The 23,095-nt window shown below is 54.1% G+C and carries 14 protein-coding genes, 3 rRNA genes and 2 riboswitches; of the genes, 13 read left to right on the plus strand and 4 right to left on the minus strand.

What is annotated here, in order from left to right; translation table 11 throughout:
• Nucleotides 1-134: 134 nt before the first annotated feature.
• The 11 genes from QWT68_RS15305 to purB all read left to right on the plus strand — a co-directional run bounded on the left by QWT68_RS15305 (nucleotide 135) and on the right by purB (nucleotide 15,715).
• Entirely contained in the window at nucleotides 135-1,085 is a 951-nt protein-coding gene (locus tag QWT68_RS15305) for an AAA family ATPase (RefSeq protein WP_040284995.1), read from the plus strand.
• Nucleotides 1,082-2,281, plus strand: coding sequence for a DUF58 domain-containing protein (locus QWT68_RS15310; RefSeq protein ID WP_052461600.1), 1,200 nt, complete (start codon nucleotides 1,082-1,084; stop codon nucleotides 2,279-2,281). The genes QWT68_RS15305 and QWT68_RS15310 overlap by 4 nt, the downstream gene beginning before the upstream one ends.
• Before the next feature lie 5 nt (nucleotides 2,282-2,286).
• Nucleotides 2,287-4,464, plus strand: a complete 2,178-nt coding sequence (locus tag QWT68_RS15315) for a transglutaminase domain-containing protein (RefSeq protein ID WP_290150491.1) — start codon at nucleotides 2,287-2,289, stop codon at nucleotides 4,462-4,464.
• 34 nt (nucleotides 4,465-4,498) lie between these two features.
• A riboswitch (purine riboswitch) is annotated at nucleotides 4,499-4,600 on the plus strand.
• A gap of 138 nt (nucleotides 4,601-4,738) precedes the next feature.
• A complete protein-coding gene (gene guaA / locus QWT68_RS15320; RefSeq protein WP_040284994.1) occupies nucleotides 4,739-6,277 on the plus strand; it encodes a glutamine-hydrolyzing GMP synthase in 1,539 nt (512 codons plus the stop codon).
• Nucleotides 6,275-6,376, plus strand: a riboswitch (purine riboswitch). Its footprint overlaps the gene before it by 3 nt.
• Nucleotides 6,377-6,474: 98 nt before the next feature.
• On the plus strand, nucleotides 6,475-7,809 hold the full coding sequence (locus tag QWT68_RS15325) for an NCS2 family permease (protein ID WP_040284993.1): 1,335 nt from the start codon (nucleotides 6,475-6,477) through the stop codon (nucleotides 7,807-7,809).
• A gap of 508 nt (nucleotides 7,810-8,317) precedes the next feature.
• Nucleotides 8,318-9,869 (plus strand): 16S ribosomal RNA (locus QWT68_RS15330).
• 288 nt (nucleotides 9,870-10,157) lie between these two features.
• Nucleotides 10,158-13,089: ribosomal RNA gene (locus tag QWT68_RS15335) — 23S ribosomal RNA — on the plus strand.
• A 79-nt stretch (nucleotides 13,090-13,168) separates the two neighbouring features.
• Nucleotides 13,169-13,284, plus strand: a 5S ribosomal RNA gene (rrf, locus tag QWT68_RS15340).
• Together the 16S, 23S and 5S rRNA genes form the textbook arrangement of a ribosomal RNA operon.
• 390 nt (nucleotides 13,285-13,674) lie before the next feature.
• Nucleotides 13,675-14,211 carry a DUF2179 domain-containing protein gene (locus QWT68_RS15345; RefSeq protein ID WP_040285985.1) on the plus strand — a complete coding sequence of 179 codons (537 nt, stop codon included), beginning with the start codon at nucleotides 13,675-13,677 and terminating at the stop codon, nucleotides 14,209-14,211.
• A complete protein-coding gene (locus QWT68_RS15350; RefSeq protein ID WP_040285984.1) occupies nucleotides 14,208-14,402 on the plus strand; it encodes an NETI motif-containing protein in 195 nt (64 codons plus the stop codon). Before QWT68_RS15345 ends, QWT68_RS15350 begins: the two co-directional genes overlap by 4 nt.
• Before the next feature lie 17 nt (nucleotides 14,403-14,419).
• Nucleotides 14,420-15,715, plus strand: a complete 1,296-nt coding sequence (gene purB / locus QWT68_RS15355; RefSeq protein WP_290148845.1) for an adenylosuccinate lyase — start codon at nucleotides 14,420-14,422, stop codon at nucleotides 15,713-15,715.
• A 60-nt stretch (nucleotides 15,716-15,775) separates the two neighbouring features.
• Here the strand turns inward: purB and QWT68_RS15360 are convergent, their stop codons facing one another.
• From QWT68_RS15360 to QWT68_RS15375, 4 genes are all read right to left on the minus strand, one after another.
• Nucleotides 15,776-16,885 carry a Ger(x)C family spore germination protein gene (locus tag QWT68_RS15360; RefSeq protein ID WP_290148847.1) on the minus strand — a complete coding sequence of 370 codons (1,110 nt, stop codon included), beginning with the start codon at nucleotides 16,883-16,885 and terminating at the stop codon, nucleotides 15,776-15,778.
• Nucleotides 16,882-17,979, minus strand: coding sequence for a GerAB/ArcD/ProY family transporter (locus QWT68_RS15365; RefSeq protein WP_290148848.1), 1,098 nt, complete (start codon nucleotides 17,977-17,979; stop codon nucleotides 16,882-16,884). Before QWT68_RS15365 ends, QWT68_RS15360 begins: the two co-directional genes overlap by 4 nt.
• Nucleotides 17,976-19,337, minus strand: a complete 1,362-nt coding sequence (locus QWT68_RS15370; RefSeq protein WP_290148850.1) for a spore germination protein — start codon at nucleotides 19,335-19,337, stop codon at nucleotides 17,976-17,978. The genes QWT68_RS15365 and QWT68_RS15370 overlap by 4 nt, the downstream gene beginning before the upstream one ends.
• A gap of 139 nt (nucleotides 19,338-19,476) precedes the next feature.
• Nucleotides 19,477-20,169: a class I SAM-dependent methyltransferase gene (locus QWT68_RS15375; RefSeq protein WP_290148852.1), complete on the minus strand. Its 693-nt coding sequence runs from the start codon at nucleotides 20,167-20,169 to the stop codon at nucleotides 19,477-19,479.
• Between the two features lie 141 nt (nucleotides 20,170-20,310).
• Here QWT68_RS15375 and QWT68_RS15380 point away from each other — a divergent pair, with 141 nt between their 5' ends.
• Together QWT68_RS15380 and QWT68_RS15385 are read left to right on the plus strand one after the other, a co-directional pair.
• Nucleotides 20,311-22,029 (plus strand): adenine deaminase C-terminal domain-containing protein, encoded by a 1,719-nt coding sequence (locus QWT68_RS15380; protein WP_290148853.1) that lies wholly within the window; start codon nucleotides 20,311-20,313, stop codon nucleotides 22,027-22,029.
• Nucleotides 22,030-22,039: 10 nt separating this feature from the next.
• Nucleotides 22,040-23,083, plus strand: coding sequence for a DUF3048 domain-containing protein (locus tag QWT68_RS15385; RefSeq protein WP_290148855.1), 1,044 nt, complete (start codon nucleotides 22,040-22,042; stop codon nucleotides 23,081-23,083).
• The last annotated feature ends 12 nt before the right edge of the window (nucleotides 23,084-23,095 follow it).

The following is a 23,095-nucleotide window of genomic DNA, read 5'->3' on the forward strand; positions in this document are numbered from 1 at the left end:
CTGTTTTTGCAGAGAGGTTTTTCTATGTCTTTTGAATTCAGTATGTTTCGTGAATTAGTTTGTCCGTCGACGGCTATTCCGGTATGATGAAGGGAATGAATGCTATCATAAGGAAAACGCAGGGAGGATACAGCATGTCCCATAAAGAGAAAATCGATGCAATCCTATCGGGTATCGAACGGACGATCGTCGGAAAACGTGAAATCAGTGAACTGAGTCTTACGGCTCTCCTGGCAGGCGGCCACGTGCTGCTGGAGGACGTGCCGGGCGTCGGGAAAACGGTCATGGTGAAAGCGCTCGCTGCATCGATCGGTGCGGAGTTCAAGCGGATCCAGTTCACCCCGGACCTGCTGCCGTCCGATGTGCTCGGGGTGTCCATCTATAATCCGCAGGCGATGGAGTTTGAATTCCGTCCGGGACCGATCGTCGGCAACATCGTACTGGCTGACGAAATCAACCGGACGTCTCCGAAGACACAGGCTGCTCTTCTTGAAGGGATGGAAGAAGCTGCCGTGACGGTCGATGGCCGGACACTGCCGCTCCCTGAGCCGTTCTTCGTCATGGCTACACAGAATCCGATCGAATATGAAGGGACCTATCCTCTTCCCGAAGCGCAGATGGACCGGTTCCTGTTCAAGCTGAAGATGGGGTATCCGTCCAGGACAGACGAAATCGAAGTGCTGTCCCGTGCGGAAGCCAAAACGGGAATGGCGCCGTTCATGTCTGTCATCGGACTGGACGAGCTCCGCGGCTTACAGGCAGCGGCGGCCGATGTCCTTGTCGATTCGACGGTCAAAACATACATTGTCGATTGTGCGGCTGCCACCCGTGCCCACCATGCCGTCTATTTGGGAGTCAGTCCGCGCGGCTCCCTCGGACTGATGAGAGCCTGCCAGGCATATGCGCTGCTGCGGGGACGCAGCTACGTGACGCCGGATGATGTGCAGTATCTGCTCCCGTTCGTATTCGGGCATCGCCTGATTTTACAGCCTGATGCCCAGTACGGCGGAAGGACTGTCGAGAGTGTTCTGGAGGATGTGCTGGCGCAAGTGCGGGTGCCCATCGTGAAGGCAAGCACTGTATGATGCGCAGGAATACTGTACTGGCAATTCAGATGCTGTTCGTCGCGGTACTCATCGGCGGCGCCTTTGTATTTGCGAAGTTCCAGGGCGGCATGGTGAGCTGGACGGTTCTTTACTTCCTGCTGCCATTCGCCTTCTATTCGTTCTGCATTGCACTCTATCCCGCGGGCCGGATGTCAGTCACCCGGCAGATGGAACAGCCGCTTATCAGTGTCGGGGAGAAGACGGCAGTGAAACTGACTGTCAGGCGGGCCGGCAGGTTTCCTCTTCTGTACTTGCTGATCCGGGAGTTTGAGGAGACCGGCACTCTGACACAGGGCCGGACCGCGCGCCTGGTCGTTCCGGGTTTCCGAAAGGAATTTGATCTTAACTACGAACTGATGGGGACGGCCCGCGGGGAACATTTCTTTCCGTCCATCCAGCTCGAAGTGGCGGATTTTTTCGGCTGGATCCGGAAAAAGGCGGTGGTCGCAGCGGATGGTGCTCAGTCGTACCTGGTCTTCCCGGAAACCGCGCGGGTGAACTATGTGCCCATCGGTTCCAATCATGAGCAAGGGACGGCGGAGTCGCCTTTTTCACTCATGAAAGAGACGACCATCGCAACGAGTGTACGGGAATACCAGCCGGGCGACCGGGTCTCCTGGATCCACTGGAAATCCTTCGCCCGCACCCAGACCTTGATGACGAAGGAATTTGAAAACAAACGAGGTGAGAAGGCGGTCCTGCTGCTGGATGCACGGGAATCGGAGACATTCGAAGAACAGATCCGGTTTGCGGCGTCTGTTCTGAAAGAAGCGGCCGACCGCCACTCGGACCTGGCGTTCGTGACAACGGATGCAGCCAGTCCGGTCATCCGTACAATAACCGGAGGCGGGGAGCTGAAGAAGGCGCTGACACTGCTTGCCCGAATGAAACCGCTGGCAAGCGATGACGGAAAGACGCCGAATTACACATCTGCCCTGCAGGGGACGGGTGCGGTGGTGGTCATCTCGGGGAATCCCGATCCACTGTTTCTCCAGCCTGTTCTCGCTGCTGCGGGCATGCAGCCGGTATACTGTTTTGTAATCCGGAAGACAGCTGGCGACCTGCCGGAAACGGTGTCTGAACAGGTGAAGAAAGTGAAGTCGCTCGGTGTGCATGTCCGGCTGCTCAGCTCGGCTGAGTTCGACCGATCGTTCCAGGAGGTGGCCCGCACGTGAAGGAGATGCAAATTCAGAAACCGGTGCTGGTTTTTTTATACATCCTGGCATTTTTCCTGACGATCGAATGGCTGCGGCCGATCGCCGAATTGACGGAGACCGGGCACATCAGCCACTTTTATGGATTCGTTGCTCTTTGCATGCTGTTCGCCCTGCTCAGGATTCCCGTATGGATCGGTGCCCCAGTGAAGATCGTATACATATTCCTGTCTGTCCAATCCGTTTTCTATGGCGCGGACTTCCTGACAACGGAAAATTTCGGGAAGACGGCGGAGGATCTTGCGGGGAGCCTGAAGCTGATCTGGTCGGGAGAATGGATGGAACTGTCCTATCTGTTCAGAACTGTCCTGTTTTTCATCCTCCTCTGGATGATCACCTATCTGCTCCGGTTCTGGATGGAATACCGTAAATCGATCTTCCTGTTCTTCGGGATGACCGTCCTGTTTCTGGCCGTGGTCGATACGTTCACGGATTTTGACGCTTCCTACGCCGTGCTCCGTGTGATGGTGATCGGGTTGTTCCTGCTCGGAATCCTGTTCCCGCTGCGGTTCGCAGGGAAGACGAAGACAGAGTTCTCTGTACGCCAACTGCTTGCGATCATGCTGCCGCTCGGCCTGGCACTGGCAGCAGCGGCCTTGTTTGCACTGCTTGTGCCGGTCAAGGAACCAGCCTGGCCGGATCCAGTTCCATTCATCCGGTCTGCGGCGGGGTTGGGCGGCGAAGGAGAGGGAGCAGCAGGGGGTGTCTCCAAAGTCGGCTACGATCCCGACGATACGCAGCTCGGCGGCCCGTTCCGGCAGGATGACACGCTCGTCCTCGAAGCCTATACGGACAGCCGTCAATACTGGGTGATGGAAACGAAAGATACGTATACGACGAAAGGGTGGGTGCAGTCCTCCGGCAGTGGCTATCCGGAATTCACAGGTGAGTATTCAAGTCTGATCGGAAGCCAGGTACTCGAGCCTCCCAATCAGCGTGCAGATATCGAACTGTACGAACCGCTGCCGATCCTGCCGCACCCTTATGGATTTAATAAGATCCAGACCGCGGAGATGATGCCTTACCGGCAGGAAGTGAATACGCAGCAGCTGTCCTTGATGACTGCTGAAGTCCCTTCACCTCTTACGTACCGGACGGAATTCGAGGAACCGGTCTTCAGCCTGAAGGCGCTGCGCGACACCCGGATGGAGGATCTGCAGGCTGATATGCTGGAATTGCGTCCGTATCTGCAGCTGCCTGCCGAACTGCCTGCACGGGTGAGCGACCTTGCAGCCGAGCTGACGAAAGACGCACCGAGCGTCTACCAGAAAGCGCAGGCGATCGAGCGGTATTTCGGGCGCAGCGGATTCGTGTATTCCCGCGATAATGTCGCAGTCCCGAAGGAGGACGATGACTATGTGGATCAGTTCCTGTTCGAGACGAAACGCGGGTACTGCGATAATTTCAGTACGTCCATGGTGGTCATGCTGCGGTCTGCCGGCATCCCGGCGCGCTGGGTGAAAGGATACGCGCCCGGCGAGCTGAAGCGGGATGAAGACCGGAAGAGGTATTACAGCGTCACGAACAATCAGGCGCACTCCTGGGTGGAAGCCTACATGCCCGGTTACGGCTGGATGCCATTCGAGCCGACAATCGGTTTCAACGGCGTATCAACTATCACTTATGATATCGAAGCAGCAGAAGACGACAGACAGCAGGAAGAAGAACTGAAACGGCCTGAACTAGACAAGAAAAAAGAAGAAGCACAGACAGCGAAGCGGAAGAAGTCCGCGGCCGGGGGCTTGTTGGATCTGGTGCCCGACTGGATGAAATCCGGCGTGACGCTTGCGTCTGCAGGTGCCGGGATTGCTGCTGCCGTTTCACTCGGATTATGGTTCACGCGTAAAAAATGGCTGCCCCGGCTTCATGTCCGCAGAGCGAGGAAGCAGTCTGGCGGTTGGCGGCAGTTCGAGAAGGAATACAGCCTGCTGCTCCGGCAGCTGGAGCGGATCGGCATCACACGTCCTCCCGGCGTGACTCTCGCGGCTTATGCCGGGGAAGTCGACCGCCTGCGCGGAGACACGGCGATGAGTGAGTTGACCCGGACGTATGAACAGGGCCTATATGGGAATGAAAAGCAGGACTTGAATTGGCCACAGTTGCGCGAGATGTGGGAAGATTTAATCATCAATACATGTGGTTGATTTTTCGGCTGGCGGGAAGTAGAATGAGAGCAGGAAAAGAAATAAGGAATGCTCTCATATAGGTCCGATAATAGGGTTCGGATGTTTCTACCAGGCTACCGTAAACAGCCTGTCTATGAAAGCGAAGGCAGCTGCGGGGTTTCTGCAGTCTGTTTTCGTGATTTCATGGATATCTATATAGTAGGAACTGAAGACGCGCAGGAAGGATCCCCTTTCTTTCGCGTCTTTGCTGTTTTTGTGGGTATACTGAAAATAAAAAGAAGAGGTGGATTACATGTCAGCAGCTCCATTGTTATCTGAACAGGAAAAAATCGTCGTTTTGGATTTAGGCAGCACGCACAACCAGCTCATCACACGTGTGATCCGGGATTTGGGCGTATACAGCGAGCTCTACCCGCACACTGCAACTGCTGAGGAGATCCGTCACATGAAAGCTGCAGGTATCGTCCTGTCGGGCGGCGATGTGAAGATGGACGCAGACATCGATCCTGACATCTTTACACTCGGCGTTCCAGTACTCGGTATCGGATCAGGCCTCGAAGTGCTGGCGGAACGTTTCGGCGGTACTGTGGAGTCGATGGAAGCGCACGGTGCAGCAACCACAATTACACCGGAAGACGCATCATCCCTCTTTGCGGGTGTGAACGGATCGTTCTCCGCACATATCGGCGGCACAGTGAAAGTCGCTTCATTGCCTGAAGGTTTCCGGGCAGCAGCGAAAGATGAGCACGGTCACATCACTGCGATTGAAGATGCCGATAAGAATCTTTATGGTGTCCAATTCCACCCGGAAACAGACAGCACGGAAAACGGCGAAGATATTCTCCGGACTTTCCTGAAGGACATCTGCAAACCGGGCGCTGAGTGGACAATGGACCGCTTCATCGAAGTGGAAATCGAAAAGATCCGTGAACAGGTCGGGGACCGCAACGTATTGTGCGCATTGAGCGGCGGTGTCGACTCTTCTGTCGTAGCGACCCTGATCCACCGGGCAATCGGCGATCAGCTGACATGCATCTTCGTCGACCACGGCCTTCTCCGTAAAGGGGAAGTGGAAAGTGTCGTCGATACGTTCAGCAACCAGTTCCATATGAACTTCATCAAGATCGACGCACGCAAGCGGTTCCTGGACAAGCTTGCCGGCGTGGATGATCCTGAGCAGAAACGTAAAATCATCGGTAACGAATTCATCCGTGTGTTCGATGAGGAAGCGGCAAAACTCGAAGGAATGGATTTCCTTGCGCAAGGAACAATCTATGCGGACATCATCGAGAGCGGAACAGCGACCGCTGAAGTGATCAAGTCCCACCATAACGTCGGCGGCCTGCCGGAAGATCTTGAATTTGAACTGATCGAACCGCTGAAGGCGCTGTTCAAAGACGAAGTCCGCAATGTCGGAAAAACACTCGGTCTTCCGGAAGAGATCTACAACCGCCAGCCATTCCCCGGCCCGGGGCTCGGCGTGCGTGTCCTCGGTGAAGTGACGGAAGAAAAGCTCGCTATCGTCCGTGATGCCGACTATATCCTCCGCGAAGAGATCAAGAACGCCGGACTCGACCGTTCGATCTGGCAGTATTTCGCAATCCTGCCGGGCATCAAGAGCGTCGGCGTCCGTGACGGGAAACGTTCGTACGACCATGCGATCGGTCTCCGTGCAGTCCATTCTTCGGATGGCATGAGTGCCGACTGGGCACAGATCCCGTGGGAAGTACTCGAAAAGATCAGTTCACGTATTACAGCTGAAGTGGACCACGTCAACCGCGTCGTCTATGACATTACGGCGAAGCCGCCGGGCACGATCGAGTGGGAGTAAAACTGAATAGATGATTGTCGTATAACCTTGGGGATAAGGCCCAAAAGTCTCTACCAAAGCACCGTAAATGCTTTGACTACGATGAATGGAACGTTCCCGGCGGGAGACCGCCGACCGTCCATTCTGAAGAGTGGGAAGAGCGTGCGGCATGAATTGCGGCACGCTCTTTTTAATCCAAACAGATAGGACGGTTGATGATGAAAAAGTATTTCGAGTTCGACAAGCTGGGAACGAATTATCGCAGGGAGATCATCGGGGGGCTGACGACATTCCTGGCGATGGCATACATACTCGCAGTCAACCCGCTGGTGCTGTCCCTGGACGGGGTACCGGATATTCCAGACGCCATGCGGATGGACAAAGGGGCGGTCTTCGTAGCGACTGCATTGGCAGGAGCGGTCGGTTCACTGTTCATGGGGCTGATTGCACGATATCCGATCGGCCTTGCACCAGGCATGGGGCTGAATGCATTCTTTGCATTTTCCGTCGTGCTTACGTACGGCATTCCTTGGCAGACTGCGCTCACAGGCGTGCTGTTCTCAGGTCTGATCTTCATCGTCCTCTCACTGACAGGTCTGCGTGAACTGATCATCAATGCTATACCAGCTCAGCTGAAATATGCAGTGGGGGCAGGGATCGGCCTGTTCATCACGTTCCTCGGTCTGCAGAATGCGAACATCATCGTGGCAGATCCGAATACACTCGTGACTCTCGGCGATCTGTCGCAAGGCCCGGTTCTGCTGGCGATCTTCGGCTTAGTGATCACAGTCATCATGATGGTCCGCGGTATCAAGGGAGCTATCTTCTATGGAATGATCCTGACAACTGTCGTTGGGATGCTTGTCAGTCTGATCGACGTGCCGCACGCAGTCGTTTCAAAAGTACCTGATGTCTCTCCGACATTCGGGGCTGCCTTCGAAGCGATTTTCCAGCACCCAGGCGACTTGTTCACCACACAGTTCCTCGTCATCATCATCACATTCCTGTTCGTCGATTTCTTCGATACAGCAGGTACACTGGTCGCTGTTGCAACCCAGGCGGGACTCATGAAGGACGATAAACTGCCGCGCGCAGGACGTGCACTGCTGGCGGACTCCCTCGCGACCGTGACGGGCGCGATCTTCGGGACGTCAACGACGACTTCCTACATCGAATCCACTGCAGGAGTCGCTGCAGGTGCGAAAACCGGATTCGCTTCAGTCGTGACGGGACTGCTGTTCCTGCTCGCGCTGTTCTTCTCGCCGCTGCTCTTCGTCATAACACCAGAGGTGACAGCGCCTGCACTTATCATCGTAGGCGTGCTGATGGTGTCGAACCTCGGTAATATCGAGTGGACGAAATTCGAAATGGCTGTACCGGCATTCTTCACAGTCATCGCCATGCCGCTGACATACAGCATCGCAACCGGAATTGCAATCGGCTTCATCTTCTATCCGATCACGATGCTTCTGAGCGGACGGAAGAAAGAGATCCATCCGATCATGTACGCGCTCATGGTCCTCTTCATCTTGTACTTCATCTTTATTAAGTGATAGTGAATCCGCTGGCGCCCTTCGTGAAAAGGGCGCCAGTGTTTTTTGTTGTGGATTTATTGTTGTAATCGAAGGGTTTGCGGACTGTTATTTTGGGTAAAGTAAGGGTTGAGTAATTATTTTCGCTAAAAGTGTTGACTTCTAACCGACCGCTTGGTATAGTAATTAAGCAGTCGGGAACGCGACTTACTAAAACGCCTTCCAGACAACATGAACCTTGAAAACTGAACAGCAAAATGTCAACGAATTAACGTTTGGGAAGCCGACCCCGTCGGCGGAACAGACAAAACCAGATCAACAGATCTGATAGACATCTTAAATGATGCCAGCAGAAATTGAGCAATCAATTTTCTGTATGCGTTTTTCTCTTATTGAGTGAACGTATCTGGCAGCCGAGGCGCATTGCAGTGCTAGGAAGTGATCGAGAGAAGGAAGGAGCGTACTTCGGTACGTGACTGACTGAACGAGTGAAACTGACGACGCAATGCATTGTGCATCGGCTGCCAGATTTATGGAGAGTTTGATCCTGGCTCAGGACGAACGCTGGCGGCATGCCTAATACATGCAAGTCGAGCGGATCAATGGGAGCTTGCTCCCGGCGATCAGCGGCGGACGGGTGAGTAACACGTGGGCAACCTGCCCTGCAGATGGGGATAACTCCGGGAAACCGGGGCTAATACCGAATAATCAGTTCCTCCGCATGGAGGAACTCTGAAAGACGGTTTCGGCTGTCACTGCAGGATGGGCCCGCGGCGCATTAGCTAGTTGGTGGGGTAATGGCCTACCAAGGCGACGATGCGTAGCCGACCTGAGAGGGTGATCGGCCACACTGGGACTGAGACACGGCCCAGACTCCTACGGGAGGCAGCAGTAGGGAATCTTCCACAATGGACGAAAGTCTGATGGAGCAATGCCGCGTGAGTGAAGAAGGTTTTCGGATCGTAAAGCTCTGTTGCGAGGGAAGAACACGTACGGGAGTCACTGCCCGTACCTTGACGGTACCTCGTCAGAAAGCCACGGCTAACTACGTGCCAGCAGCCGCGGTAATACGTAGGTGGCAAGCGTTGTCCGGAATTATTGGGCGTAAAGCGCGCGCAGGCGGTCCTTTAAGTCTGATGTGAAAGCCCACGGCTCAACCGTGGAGGGTCATTGGAAACTGGGGGACTTGAGTGCAGAAGAGGAAAGCGGAATTCCACGTGTAGCGGTGAAATGCGTAGAGATGTGGAGGAACACCAGTGGCGAAGGCGGCTTTCTGGTCTGTAACTGACGCTGAGGCGCGAAAGCGTGGGGAGCAAACAGGATTAGATACCCTGGTAGTCCACGCCGTAAACGATGAGTGCTAAGTGTTAGGGGGTTTCCGCCCCTTAGTGCTGCAGCTAACGCATTAAGCACTCCGCCTGGGGAGTACGGCCGCAAGGCTGAAACTCAAAGGAATTGACGGGGACCCGCACAAGCGGTGGAGCATGTGGTTTAATTCGAAGCAACGCGAAGAACCTTACCAGGTCTTGACATCCCGCTGACCGGCATGGAGACATGCCTTCCCCTTCGGGGGCAGCGGTGACAGGTGGTGCATGGTTGTCGTCAGCTCGTGTCGTGAGATGTTGGGTTAAGTCCCGCAACGAGCGCAACCCTTAATCTTAGTTGCCATCATTCAGTTGGGCACTCTAAGGTGACTGCCGGTGACAAACCGGAGGAAGGTGGGGATGACGTCAAATCATCATGCCCCTTATGACCTGGGCTACACACGTGCTACAATGGACGGTACAGAGGGCTGCAAACCCGCGAGGGGGAGCCAATCCCAGAAAACCGTTCCCAGTTCGGATTGCAGGCTGCAACTCGCCTGCATGAAGCCGGAATCGCTAGTAATCGTGGATCAGCATGCCACGGTGAATACGTTCCCGGGTCTTGTACACACCGCCCGTCACACCACGAGAGTTTGTAACACCCGAAGTCGGTGGGGTAACCCTTACGGGAGCCAGCCGCCGAAGGTGGGACAGATGATTGGGGTGAAGTCGTAACAAGGTAGCCGTATCGGAAGGTGCGGCTGGATCACCTCCTTTCTAAGGATATATGTCAGCGGAACCTCCTTGCGAGGAAGAAGCTGTACATTCGGAAAAGAACCTGTCGGTTCTTACGTTGACATTTTGCGTTCAGTTTTGAAGGCTCATGGCCGGACTTTTTGTCCGCAATTGAACTTTCAAACTTGTTCTTTGAAAACTGGATAAAACGACATTGAAGCAACAAATCAAGACAATCAACCGAGCCGGACACATTTGTGAGCCGGACTGCGATTCTTTTTCGTTCTGACGTCCATTCATCGCTGGATGGCGGAAGAACAATGACTTTATGGTTAAGTTAGGAAGGGCGCACGGCGGATGCCTTGGCACTAGGAGCCTATGAAGGACGGCACTAACACCGATATGCTTCGGGGAGCTGTAAGTAAGCTGTGATCCGAAGATTTCCGAATGGGGAAACCCACCATCTTTAATAGGATGGTACGTATCTGTGAATACATAGCAGATACGAGGCAGACCCGGAGAACTGAAACATCTAAGTATCCGGAGGAAGAGAAAGAAACATCGATTCCCTGAGTAGCGGCGAGCGAAACGGGAAGAGCCCAAACCAGGAAGCTTGCTTCCTGGGGTTGTAGGACACTCTATACGGAGTTACAAAGGGATGGGGTAGGCGAAGCGGCCTGGAAAGGCCCGCCAGAGTGGGTAAAAGCCCCGTAACCGAAATTCCATCCCCTCCAGAGTGGATCCTGAGTACGGCGGAACACGTGAAATTCCGTCGGAATCCGGGAGGACCATCTCCCAAGGCTAAATACTCCCTAGTGACCGATAGTGAACCAGTACCGTGAGGGAAAGGTGAAAAGCACCCCGGAAGGGGAGTGAAATAGATCCTGAAACCGTGTGCCTACAAGTTGTCAGAGCCCGTTAATGGGTGATGGCGTGCCTTTTGTAGAATGAACCGGCGAGTTACGATTCCATGCAAGGTTAAGCCGAGAACGCGGAGCCGTAGCGAAAGCGAGTCTGAACAGGGCGCATGAGTATGGGGTCGTAGACCCGAAACCAGGTGATCTACCCATGTCCAGGGTGAAGGTAAGGTAACACTTACTGGAGGCCCGAACCCACGTACGTTGAAAAGTGCGGGGATGAGGTGTGGGTAGCGGTGAAATTCCAATCGAACCTGGAGATAGCTGGTTCTCTCCGAAATAGCTTTAGGGCTAGCCTCAAACGTCAGAATCTCGGAGGTAGAGCACTGTTTGGACGAGGGGCCCATCCCGGGTTACCGAATTCAGACAAACTCCGAATGCCGATGATTTATGTTTGGGAGTCAGACTATGGGTGATAAGGTCCGTAGTCGAGAGGGAAACAGCCCAGACCGCCAGTTAAGGTCCCCAAGTATTCGTTAAGTGGAAAAGGATGTGGCGCTGCCCAGACAACCAGGATGTTGGCTTAGAAGCAGCCATCATTTAAAGAGTGCGTAATAGCTCACTGGTCGAGTGGCGCTGCGCCGAAAATGTATCGGGGCTAAACGAATCACCGAAACTGCGGATTGACACCTCAGGTGTCAGTGGTAGGAGAGCGTTCCAAGGGCGTTGAAGCTGGACCGGAAGGACTGGTGGAGCGCTTGGAAGTGAGAATGCCGGTATGAGTAGCGAAAGAAGGGTGAGAATCCCTTCCACCGAATGCCTAAGGTTTCCTGAGGAAGGCTCGTCCGCTCAGGGTTAGTCAGGACCTAAGTCGAGGCCGATAGGCGTAGACGATGGATAACAGGTTGATATTCCTGTACCACCTCCCCGCCGTTTGAGTAATGGGGGGACGCAGAAGGATAGGGTGAGCGCGCTGTTGGTCATGCGCGTCCAAGCAGTGAGGTGTGGAACGAGGCAAATCCCGTTCCTGTAACATTGAGCTGTGACGGCAAGGGGAGTATTCCCTGGAGTCCCTGATTTCACACTGCCAAGAAAAGCCTCTAGCGAGGCGGGAGGTGCCTGTACCGCAAACCGACACAGGTAGGCGAGGAGAGAATCCTAAGGTGATCGAGAGAACTCTCGTTAAGGAACTCGGCAAAATGACCCCGTAACTTCGGGAGAAGGGGTGCTCTGGTAGGGTGAACAGCCCGAGAGAGCCGCAGTGAATAGGCCCAGGCGACTGTTTAGCAAAAACACAGGTCTCTGCAAAACCGTAAGGTGACGTATAGGGGCTGACGCCTGCCCGGTGCTGGAAGGTTAAGAGGAGAGGTTAGCGCAAGCGAAGCTTCGAATTGAAGCCCCAGTAAACGGCGGCCGTAACTATAACGGTCCTAAGGTAGCGAAATTCCTTGTCGGGTAAGTTCCGACCCGCACGAAAGGCGTAACGATCTGGGCACTGTCTCAACGAGAGACTCGGTGAAATTATAATATGCGTGAAGATGCGCATTACCCGCGACAGGACGGAAAGACCCCGTGGAGCTTTACTGTAGCCTGATATTGAATTCCGGTGCAGCCTGTACAGGATAGGTAGGAGCCTTGGATGCGTGAGCGCCAGCTTACGCGGAGGCAATGGTGGGATACTACCCTGGCTGTATTGGACTTCTAACCCTTGCCCGTGATCCGGGCAGGAGACAGTGTCAGGCGGACAGTTTGACTGGGGCGGTCGCCTCCTAAAAGGTAACGGAGGCGCCCAAAGGTTCCCTCAGAATGGTTGGACATCATTCGAAGAGTGCAAAGGCATAAGGGAGCTTGACTGCGAGACCGACAAGTCGAGCAGGGTCGAAAGACGGGCTTAGTGATCCGGTGGTTCCGCATGGAAGGGCCATCGCTCAACGGATAAAAGCTACCCCGGGGATAACAGGCTTATCTCCCCCAAGAGTCCACATCGACGGGGAGGTTTGGCACCTCGATGTCGGCTCATCGCATCCTGGGGCTGTAGTCGGTCCCAAGGGTTGGGCTGTTCGCCCATTAAAGCGGTACGCGAGCTGGGTTCAGAACGTCGTGAGACAGTTCGGTCCCTATCCGTCGCGGGCGCAGGAAATTTGAGAGGAGCTGTCCTTAGTACGAGAGGACCGGGATGGACACACCGCTGGTGTACCAGTTGTCTTGCCAAAGGCATCGCTGGGTAGCTATGTGTGGACGGGATAAATGCTGAAAGCATCTAAGCATGAAGCCCCCCTCGAGATGAGATTTCCCATTACGCAAGTAAGTAAGATCCCTCAAAGATGATGAGGTGGATAGGTCTGGTGTGGAAGCATGGCGACATGTGGAGCTGACAGATACTAATCGATCGAGGACTTAACCAAACAAAAGCGGAAGGGCCGTAAGGCGGTCTTGACTGCACAATGTCTGTTTTATCCAGTTTTGAGCGAACAAGCTCATCTGTCTGGTAATGATGGCGAAGAGGTCACACCCGTTCCCATACCGAACACGGAAGTTAAGTTCTTCAGCGCCGATGGTAGTAGGGGGCTTCCCCCTGTGAGAGTAGGACGTTGCCAGGCAGGTCTAAAAAGCGGGGACGACCGTTTTGATGCGACAAGCATCAGGGAGTCGGAGCTGGATTAACGCGAGTGGAGACGATATGTCTCCGCTCGCTTTTTTTATTTGTATGGAACGCTGACTGGCATGGCCGCTCCCCAGAAAAGGCGCAGCGGAGCGGAGCCCACCAGTCAGCTTTTGGTTTTGATCTGCTGGACACCACGCTGCTCGCAATGCGTCGTCAGAACCCCATAACCGGCCGCGCCAGCAGGCCGGTTATGAGCGGAAATCAGATTTTATGAGCGGAACCCCCGGAAACTGCTGACATTCACCAGCTGGTCAGAAGGGGGATTGTGCTTGTAATCCGCCTGTTTCACCTGTACGATAAATGAAGTAGATTGGAGGGTTGCCTCATGAATGCGTGGACGCTGGTGCTGATCATCTTTGTGATCAACATCGTATATGTGTCGTTCTCCACAGTACGGATGATTTTGACACTGAAAGGCTACCGCTATATTGCCGCGATGGTCAGTATGGTCGAAGTAGTGGTCTATGTCGTCGGATTGGGGCTTGTTCTGGACAGCCTGGATCAAATCCAGAATCTGATCGCCTATGCCGTCGGGTACGGATCGGGTGTTATTATCGGAACCAAAATTGAAGAAAAGATGGCGCTTGGCTACATAACGGTGAATGTCATAACCGATGAAATCAACCGTGAGCTTGCAACGACGCTGCGGGCAAAGGGATATGGTGTGACGGATTGGGCAGCCCATGGGCTGGAAGGCAATCGGTCGGCTATGCAAATTTTGACACCGCGTAAATATGAGCTGAAGCTGTATACTACGATTGCGGAGCTTGATCCGAAAGCATTCATTATTTCATATGAGCCAAAAACGATAAGAGGCGGTTTCTGGGTCAAGAGCATCAAGAAGGGGAAATTATTCAAGTGAGTAAACGGAAAACAGTCTGGTTTCAAGTCGATGAGCAGGAAACCATTTCCGATTGCCTGGACCGCATGAAAGCGGAAGGCTATCTGCCGGCCGGGCGCCGGGAAGAGCCATTATTTGAAGAACGGGACGGCGAGTATGTCCCGATCCGCCAGATCATCCAGCTGAAGGGGATTTTGGCGGAAGGTGACTGATCAAGGAGGAACAGAAGATGATAGAGCGGTATACACGGCCCGAAATGGGCGCAATCTGGGCAGATGAAAATAAATATAAAGCATGGCTGGAAGTGGAGATTCTCGCCAGTGAAGCGTGGGCTGAGCTTGGGGATGTCCCGAAAGAAGACGTTGAGAAGATCAGGAAGAATGCCGGATTCTCCGTAGAACGGATCCTGGAAATCGAACAGGAGACCCGACATGATGTCGTCGCGTTCACCCGCGCAGTATCGGAAACATTAGGGGACGAACGGAAGTGGGTCCATTATGGTCTTACGTCTACCGATGTCGTCGATACGGCACTGTCGTATCTGCTGCTGCAGGCGAACGAAATATTACGGAGAGACCTCGTCCGGTTCATCGACATCCTGGCGGAGAAAGCGAAGGAGCACAAATATACAGTCATGATGGGACGCACACACGGCGTCCATGCGGAACCGACAACGTTCGGTCTGAAGCTCGCCCTCTGGCACGAAGAGATGAAGCGGAACCTGGAGCGCTTCGATGCGGCTGCCGCTTCCGTCCAGGCGGGCAAGATCTCAGGCGCGGTCGGCACGTATGCGAATGTCGACCCGTATGTGGAAGAGTATGTCTGCCGCAAGCTCGGGCTGACACCGGCTTCCGTGTCAACGCAGACACTGCAGCGTGACCGCCATGCCCAGTATATGTCGACGCTTGCATTGATCGCGACATCAATTGAAAAGTTTGCTGTGGAAATCCGCGGGCTGCAGAAGTCGGAAACCCGTGAGGTGGAAGAGTTCTTCGCAAAAGGCCAGAAGGGATCGTCCGCGATGCCGCACAAACGGAATCCGATCGGGTCGGAGAATATGGCCGGGCTGTCCCGTCTCATGCGCGGATATATGATGACGGCATATGAGAACGTACCGCTCTGGCATGAACGCGACATTTCCCATTCGTCTGCAGAGCGCGTCATTCTTCCGGATGCGACCATCGTGCTGAACTATATGCTGAACCGCTTCGGCAATATCGTGAAGAATTTGACGGTCTACCCGGACAACATGAAGCGCAACATGGACAGGACCCACGGGCTGATCTATTCGCAGCGTGTCCTGCTGTCGCTGATCGACAAAGGGATGTCCCGGGAAGCGGCATACGATACCGTGCAGCCCCTTACGATGCAGGCATGGGATGAACAGCGTTCCTTCCAGGAACTCGTGAAAGGCAGTCAGCCGATCACAGAGCGTCTCAGTGAAGAGGAAATCGATGGCTGTTTCGACTACAATTATCATTTGCAGAAAATCGACATGATTTTTGAACGGATCGGGCTCTCCTGAATGAGTCGTATTGGAAAAGGCACCGGCCTCGGAGTGAGCAGACTCCAGCCGGTGCCTTTCTTATTGCAGTGCACCGACCGACTTCAGTTTCACATCGACCGCGACATCGAATACCAGTTCAGGGTAGATTTTTTTCCATTCCTCGACCGTCCCGTCGGTGTTCAGCCGGGACGCTCTGTATTTCAGCCCGAAGCCGAACGGATCGACGTTCTTCTCCTGCATGTTCTTCAAAAAGCCGGTGAGCTGCTCTGTGAGCCGCTCTTCTGAAATCTTGTTGTACTTATCCAGCTCATTCAAGTAAAGGATCTTATTCGACTCGTTGACGGCACCGACCAACTTTACAGAAACTTTCGCGGTCGGCTGTCCGGTCCCATCGACCTTCATCTTGATTTTCATCTTAGCCCGGTCAATGGTCAGGAGAAACTTGTATCCGTCATTCTCGATGCGGTATCCGTAGCCGTTCGCACCTTTGTATAAGGTATTGTACAGTTTGGTCTCGGTGGAAGATAAGACGACTGGGGGAACGGAGTTTTTCAGGACGATGGCTTTGTTCACTTCGAGTTCCTTTCCGTTCTCTTTTCCGATCACGATGGGCAGCACAGAACTCAGTCCTTTCGTGTCGTAGTCGCGGCGGAATTCAAAGAGGAACGTCGTCGTTACAAACGGGCTCTCCGTCCCTGTGCCGTCAAAGAAGTTGTACAGTGCATTTTCCCCTGCTGACTCCAGTGTCGGCTGTCCCCGTAAAACTTGTTCAGCGTCAGGACGGGCGACCAATACATAGAGGACCAGCTGCATATCCCCTCGCCGTACCACGTAATCCATCAATTCAAATAAGTCTCCTTGCAGCAGCTCCTCGTTCAATGCCAGTATTTTCGCCTGGCTGAAATCGAGCAATTTGTCATCCTTTGTCTCAAGGAACCGGATGGCTTCCGCAACGGAGTCGCTCTCCTGCGTAAGGAAGGCATATTCCGTCTCGGTTGCATTTTTGAGCGCAGAGATCGGTTTTGCCACTTTCACGGTGACCCGGTACTTATGCTCGGAATCATGCGCCGGATCTATCCCCATTCCCACTACGAACGACCGTTTGTCGACCCCTTTGTATCCGCAGCCTGACAGCAGCGGCAGCAGAAGCAGACAGAGGAATCCAACACACAGTGCCTGTTTTTTCATGAGGAGGACGCTCCTTTCCTGACCGCAAACATCATCAGAAAGAAGACGGCGATGAATACGGGAAGCGTATTGTAATAGTAGATGCTGTAGTGATAAATATCATATTGCGTCATCCTGACAACGAGCACCGTACCGACTGCCAAGAATAAGAAGACGAGTACGAAGGGAGCGAAGTTCTGCTGGTTCACCTGAAGGAAACCGGGCCGGAAGACGCTATTGATGAGTTTATAGGCGACATGCCAGTGGATGATGATACTCATGAAAGCGATCGTCACGAAGATGAACATGAAAATGAATACGACCCGCTCCACTAATCCATATTTCATGCGGATGGCGTCCGCTGACGAGATCCAGGGAAAGATGAGCTGGTCAATTCTGTCGAAACCAGATAGGCCGATCGGGAAGAAGTAGGAAGTCGCAAGCATCAAGGCACCGAACAGGAGGACAATACCGAGTGACCAAGGGGAAAGACGCTGCTTCTCCTTGAAATACTTATTGAATATGATCAGATTTGCACATCCGATAAACATGAAGAAAGTGGACGTGAAAGCTGTGAAAGTCGGCAGTCTATTGATATGCATAATACTCAGCTGTATCTGATCCCAATTCAGCTCATCACTGGTAAATAGCTTCAACAACATCAATACCCCAAAAGGAACCATCAAGACGAAAACAATTTCCAAACTGAAGAGTACACTTTTCGTTTTCAGGAGGACACCGAAATAGACGGTGACCAAGAGGGATGCAGTTATCGTATAGATCGACATTTCAGGTGTCAGGAAGGTGATGAGCAGGAAGACGGTCATTACAAGTGTGATGGCTCCTGCGAGATACCAGAGCAGGGCAAAGTAGAAGGTCACAAGAATTCGGAACCAGTCGGAGGTGTACGAAACGAGCAGATCAGGAAGATCCATCCCTGGATGATTTGAAAAGAAGCGGACAATGATCCACGTGAAGGCGATGCCTGCCGCTGCACCGAGAATCATTGAAGCTATCGCACCTTCCTTGGCATCCTGCAGCAGTAGACGTGGAATCGGCGTTGTGATGATGGCAAGCATATTGGTAAATATCAAATAATATAGAAACCGGCTCATTCACTGCTCACCTGCTTTTCACTGCGCTTGCTCCGCCAGCCAATCCGCAGATACGGCTTTCCGAAGCTGTCAAGATTCGTCAGGTGCAAAATCAGCAACAGGAAACCGGACACGAGTCCGACCATGCCGAACAGCGTTGTAAAAAAAATCAGGAAGACCCGGCAGAGGCGTACCGTAAAACTTAGCTCATTGTTGGGGATGACAAATGTCGAGATGGCGACAATCGCAACGACGATGATTAGAATGTTGGAAGCTAGTGAAGCTTCCGTGGCCGCGGTGCCCAGAATCAGTCCGCCTACCGTCGTTGCCGCAGCGTTGATAGTCTTCGGAAGACGCACACTCGCTTCGGTCAGCAGTTCGACGAACAGCAGCATGATGAGCGCTTCGATGAACGACGGATACGGGACACCGATTCGGCTTCCTGCAATGGACAGCGTCAGTTCCGTCCCGAGTATGCCAGGTGAAAAAGCTGTAATAGCTACATAGAAGGCCGGCAGCAACAGGCAGGTGAACAGACCAAACCATCCGAGAAGTGTGTTGAACAAAGAGACGAAGTAGGTATGGTAGTTCTCTTCCATGGAGACCATCAAATCGAAAAAGACAATCGGCAGGACGATGCCGAAGGGGGAATTATCGACGAGGAGGACGATCTTACCACCTGTAAGATTGTAGACGATACGATCCGGACGCTCGGTGACAATCGATTGAGGAAACAGTGAAAAACGTCGTCTCGTGAGACGGATGGCCAAGTCACCCGAAGACTGTATTAGCGGCTCATCTAGCGCGTCGAGACGTTCTTTCACACGGCGCAGCACTTCGATATCAACTTCTTTTTCGTCATACAGAAGTGCGATCGCCATCCGGCTTTTGTCGTTCAGCTGGTGGGTTTCGATGTAGAGGCTGGGTGAATGGTAGTGCTGCCGTATGATGCTTATATTCGTCTCTAAATCTTCGCTCAGCGCGAGCTGCGGTCCATGGATGGTCGCTTCCTTGATTGTCTCCAATTGATCCGTATTGCCGAGCCTCCGGACCTCCAGAAAACTATAGGCACCATCGGTATAAGCAAGGACAAACCCAGCTGTCAGCATCGTCAGGACTTCTTCGGTGCTCGGCAAGTCGATCCGGTTCGGCATTCCGCGGAGATACGCAGCAAACATCCTTTCATCAGCAGTCTCGAAGAAAGGCTTGATGATCGTTTCCTGAAGTACCGCCCCGTCCACAACGGTCTTCAAATACAGCAGCTGTGCGGACTGCCCATTGCTGGAGAGGGGCACATGCAGCACATCATAGGACTTGGGGAGCGCATCAGTAAGTGTCTTCATGAATTTCGGCATTGTCTGCTGTTTGCTGTCAGCCATGTTCAGCCCCCTCTTCTCCGAGTCAGTCGTTTACGTACAGACTAACCAAGAAGGGATCCTTCTATGCAGACACTTCAAGTTTCAAAGGGAATAGGCGGCTGCATGCGTCAGTGCATTCAGCCACGGCCAACTGGCTTCATTACCCTGCCGCCCGGCATACCCAGGCTGTGAAGAACGTCGTCTGGAAGAAACGCGTGACCTGTTCGAAGCCGGCATCCGCCAGTAGCTGTTCAATCTCTTCTTCGGGGAGAAAGGACAGCGCGCGGATGCCTTTTTCCATCTCATCGACCTGCGTTTCGCTGAGCGAAGTCCGGTCGAGCCAATGCCGGCGCCAAAGAGCGAACTGCACGTCAAATTCAGCAGAGGCGGCATCCCCCGTCATCGATGCGATGACAAAGGGAGCGCCGGGAGCCAGCCGTGAGCGGATCTGGCCGAGCAGTTTCCGTTTTTCATCCTCCGTCTCAAGGAAATGCAGTACAAGCAGACAGGCCGCCGCGCCGAACTGCTTGTCCGCCGGCACATCGGCAGCGGAGCCTGCAGTGAACGAAACGCGTCCTTCGGCAAGGGAAGCAGCTTTCCTCTTGGCTTCAGCAAGCATCGGCGCCGAAGGATCCGCCGCTGTAAAGGTCCATCCCGGGTAGAGTGCGGCATACTCCATGAGTTCGTTGCCGCCGCCCGCACCGATGAGCAGGACATCCGCTTCCGCCCCTGCATACAGCCGCAATGCCGAGCCCGACAGCCGGATGAGCCCGTCATAGGTCGGGAGCGTCCGCCGGATCCCTTTGTCGTATTCAGTCGCTGTTCCTTCGTCGAACGTCAATTTTTCATCCATCTCCTATCACCTTCCTGAACAAGTCTCATGCTTTGTCTTTCGTCAGATGCGTCCCGGTTTCCTGCTTTACCGCCCCTATCCAGCTTTTTCCCTCTGTGGTACGATGAACAGAGAAAGAATCGGAAGAAGGGGACGAATTGCATGTGGACTGCTGAAGAAATCGCTTCGCAGATCGCCGTCATCGACGGAAAAGAAGCTCCGGATCTGCTTATTGAAAATGCTACATACTTACACTCAGTCTTGAAAAAGTGGAAGACCGGCACAATCTGGGTCAAGCACGGACGGATTCTGTACATAGGAGACCGGCTGCCCGCTGTAACGGAAGGCGCTGAACGGTTCAATGCTGCGGACAAGTGGATTGTGCCCGGCTATATCGAGCCCCATGTCCATCCGTTCCAGCTCTATAACCCGGAATCGTTCGCGCAGTTCGCAGCCCAGCACGGCACGACGGCGTTCCTGGCGGATACACTCATGCTGCTGATGGCGGTCGACCGGCCGAACGCGTTCAGCCTGCTCGATCAGCTGAAGAAGCTGCCGTTCTCGTTCTATTGGTGGGCGCGGTTCGATTCGCAGACTGTCCTCCGGAATGAGGCGGAACTGTTCGCGCCTGACCAGGTGGAGCAGTGGCTGAAGCGGGATGATGTACTGATGGGCGGGGAACTGACCGGCTGGCCGCGCTTGCTGAAAGGTGATATGGCCATGACGGCTTCCATGAGGCTTGCAAAACAATACGGCAAAAAGATCGAAGGTCATTTCCCGGGTGCTTCGGAACGGACACTTGCCCGCATGCGGCTGTTCGGAGCGGACGGCGACCACGAATCGATGACGGCGGAGGAAGCCGAGATGCGGCTGCAGCAAGGGTATGCCGTCACGCTGCGCGAATCGTCCATCCGCCCGGATCTGAAACCGCTGCTGGAAGGGATCCTCGCAAAAGGGCTCGACGTCTTCGATCATCTTATGATGACGACGGACGGCTCGCCGCCTCTTTTCCATGAGGACGGAGTGATGGACAAATGCATTAGGATCGCCTTGGAAGCGGGCGTGGAGCCGATCGATGCCTATCAGATGGCGTCTTATAATATCGCACGGTATTACGGCATCGATGACTTGCATAGTGTACTGGCACCCGGCCGTTTTGCGACGTTCAATTTCCTGACGGATATCCGCGAGCCGAACCCGGAAGATGTCCTGTCGAAAGGCGTCTGGCTGAAGCGCGGCGGCAAGGCGTGCATGACGTTCCAGGAAGCCGACTGGTCTGCGGTCCCCGATCTGGAACTGGACTTCGATCTGACGGCAGACGATCTTGCAGTGGCGCAACCGACCGGCATCCGCATGCTGAATGATGTCATCACGAAGCCATATGAGTCCGAAGCGGACATCCAGGGTGAGACGCTCAGTGATGATCATGATGAATGCTTCCTTGCGCTCATCGACCGCAACGGGAAATGGCGGGTGAATACGATGCTGAAAGGTTTCGCGGATGGACTGCAGGGACTTGCCTCCTCCTATTCGAATACAGGTGATTTTATCCTGATCGGTAAAGATAAGCAGGAGATGATTCGGGCGTTCCGCCGCGTGAAAGAGATCGGCGGCGGCATCGTCCTCACGGAGAATGGAGCTGTGCTGCGGGAACTTCCGCTGCCGATCGGCGGAAGCCTGTCCGACCAGCCCGTCGAAATCATCCGTGAACAGGAACGGACACTGAAAGAGGATCTGAAAGCGCGCGGGTACGACAAAGGGGATGCCATCTACAGCCTGCTCTTCCTGCAGTCCACCCATCTGCCGTATGTACGCATCACCCAGGCCGGCGTACTCGATGTCATGCGGAACGCCGAACTGATTCCGACGACAAAACGATAGGAGACCGATCATGAACGTAACGAAATTAGCTGCCGCCGCGCTGGTCAGCACAGCTCTGCTGCTGACAGGATGCACGCAGAAGAATGAAAGTGAAGCTGCAGCCCCGAAAGACGGACAAGACGTAGGTGCCAAGACTGAACAGGCTGAACAGGCTGTTCTCGCCGCAGCACCATTTACAGGTATGGAGGGAGAGGCATTCCCGATGCGGCCGATCCTCGCCACCATCAACAACCATCCGCTTGCCCGGCCGCAATCCGGTCTCAGCAAAGCGGACATCGTCTATGAAGTACTGGCAGAAGGGAATATCACACGGTTTCTCGCCCTGTATCAGAGCGGACTTCCTGACGAAATCGGTCCGATCCGCAGCGCCCGTGATTACTTCATCGACATTGCGGAAGGGTTGGATGCATTCTACATTGCCCATGGCTACAGTCCGGACGCCCGGGATCTGCTGGCACAGAACACCGTCGACGCCATCAACGGCATGCAGTACGACGGCACGTACTTCGAGCGGTCGCGTGAACGGAAAGCGCCGCATAACTCCTATATATCGAAAGCCCACATTGAGGAAGCGATGGCAGATCTGCAAATCGACGGAACGATCCGCAAAGAGCCTCATCTGTCGTTCCATCCCGATGCGGAAAGTGCTAAACTGGGGGAGATTGCAGCAACTGTTGTCGTGGGCCAGAAAGATCCGAATTTCACGAGCACCTATACATTCGATCCGGAAGCCCACACGTATACGAGGGAAGTCAACGGCATCCTCACAACCGACAAAGCAGACGACACGACCATCACACCGGCCAACGTCCTTGTGATCGAAGCGCCGTACGAAACGATCGACAGCGAGGGGCGGCAGTCACTCGATCTGTCGAAAGGCGGCCCGGCGATATTATTCCAGAACGGCGTCGCACTGGATACGGAATGGAAGGTGCTCGATGGTGTGATCATGCCGGTCCAGCATGGGGTGCCGGCCAAACTGGTTCCCGGCCAGACGTGGGTCCACATCGTGCCGGAACAGTCGATCGGCCGATCCGTCACCTACACCCCGTAAGAATGGAGGAAC

Source organism: Sporosarcina trichiuri, assembly GCF_030406775.1.
Lineage (GTDB): Bacteria > Bacillota > Bacilli > Bacillales_A > Planococcaceae > Sporosarcina > Sporosarcina trichiuri.

Bases quoted from the DNA above. Each gene is read 5' to 3' on its own strand.
- QWT68_RS15305 (WP_040284995.1), top strand. From the start codon at position 135: ATGTCCCATAAAGAGAAAATCGATGCAATCCTATCGGGTATCGAACGG.
- QWT68_RS15310 (WP_052461600.1), top strand. From the start codon at position 1,082: ATGATGCGCAGGAATACTGTACTGGCAATTCAGATGCTGTTCGTCGCG.
- QWT68_RS15315 (WP_290150491.1), top strand. From the start codon at position 2,287: ATGCAAATTCAGAAACCGGTGCTGGTTTTTTTATACATCCTGGCATTT.
- guaA (WP_040284994.1), top strand. From the start codon at position 4,739: ATGTCAGCAGCTCCATTGTTATCTGAACAGGAAAAAATCGTCGTTTTG.
- QWT68_RS15325 (WP_040284993.1), top strand. From the start codon at position 6,475: ATGAAAAAGTATTTCGAGTTCGACAAGCTGGGAACGAATTATCGCAGG.
- QWT68_RS15345 (WP_040285985.1), top strand. From the start codon at position 13,675: ATGAATGCGTGGACGCTGGTGCTGATCATCTTTGTGATCAACATCGTA.
- purB (WP_290148845.1), top strand. From the start codon at position 14,420: ATGATAGAGCGGTATACACGGCCCGAAATGGGCGCAATCTGGGCAGAT.
- QWT68_RS15360 (WP_290148847.1), bottom strand. From the start codon at position 16,885: ATGAAAAAACAGGCACTGTGTGTTGGATTCCTCTGTCTGCTTCTGCTG.
- QWT68_RS15365 (WP_290148848.1), bottom strand. From the start codon at position 17,979: ATGAGCCGGTTTCTATATTATTTGATATTTACCAATATGCTTGCCATC.
- QWT68_RS15370 (WP_290148850.1), bottom strand. From the start codon at position 19,337: ATGGCTGACAGCAAACAGCAGACAATGCCGAAATTCATGAAGACACTT.
- QWT68_RS15375 (WP_290148852.1), bottom strand. From the start codon at position 20,169: ATGGATGAAAAATTGACGTTCGACGAAGGAACAGCGACTGAATACGAC.
- QWT68_RS15380 (WP_290148853.1), top strand. From the start codon at position 20,311: ATGTGGACTGCTGAAGAAATCGCTTCGCAGATCGCCGTCATCGACGGA.
- QWT68_RS15385 (WP_290148855.1), top strand. From the start codon at position 22,040: ATGAACGTAACGAAATTAGCTGCCGCCGCGCTGGTCAGCACAGCTCTG.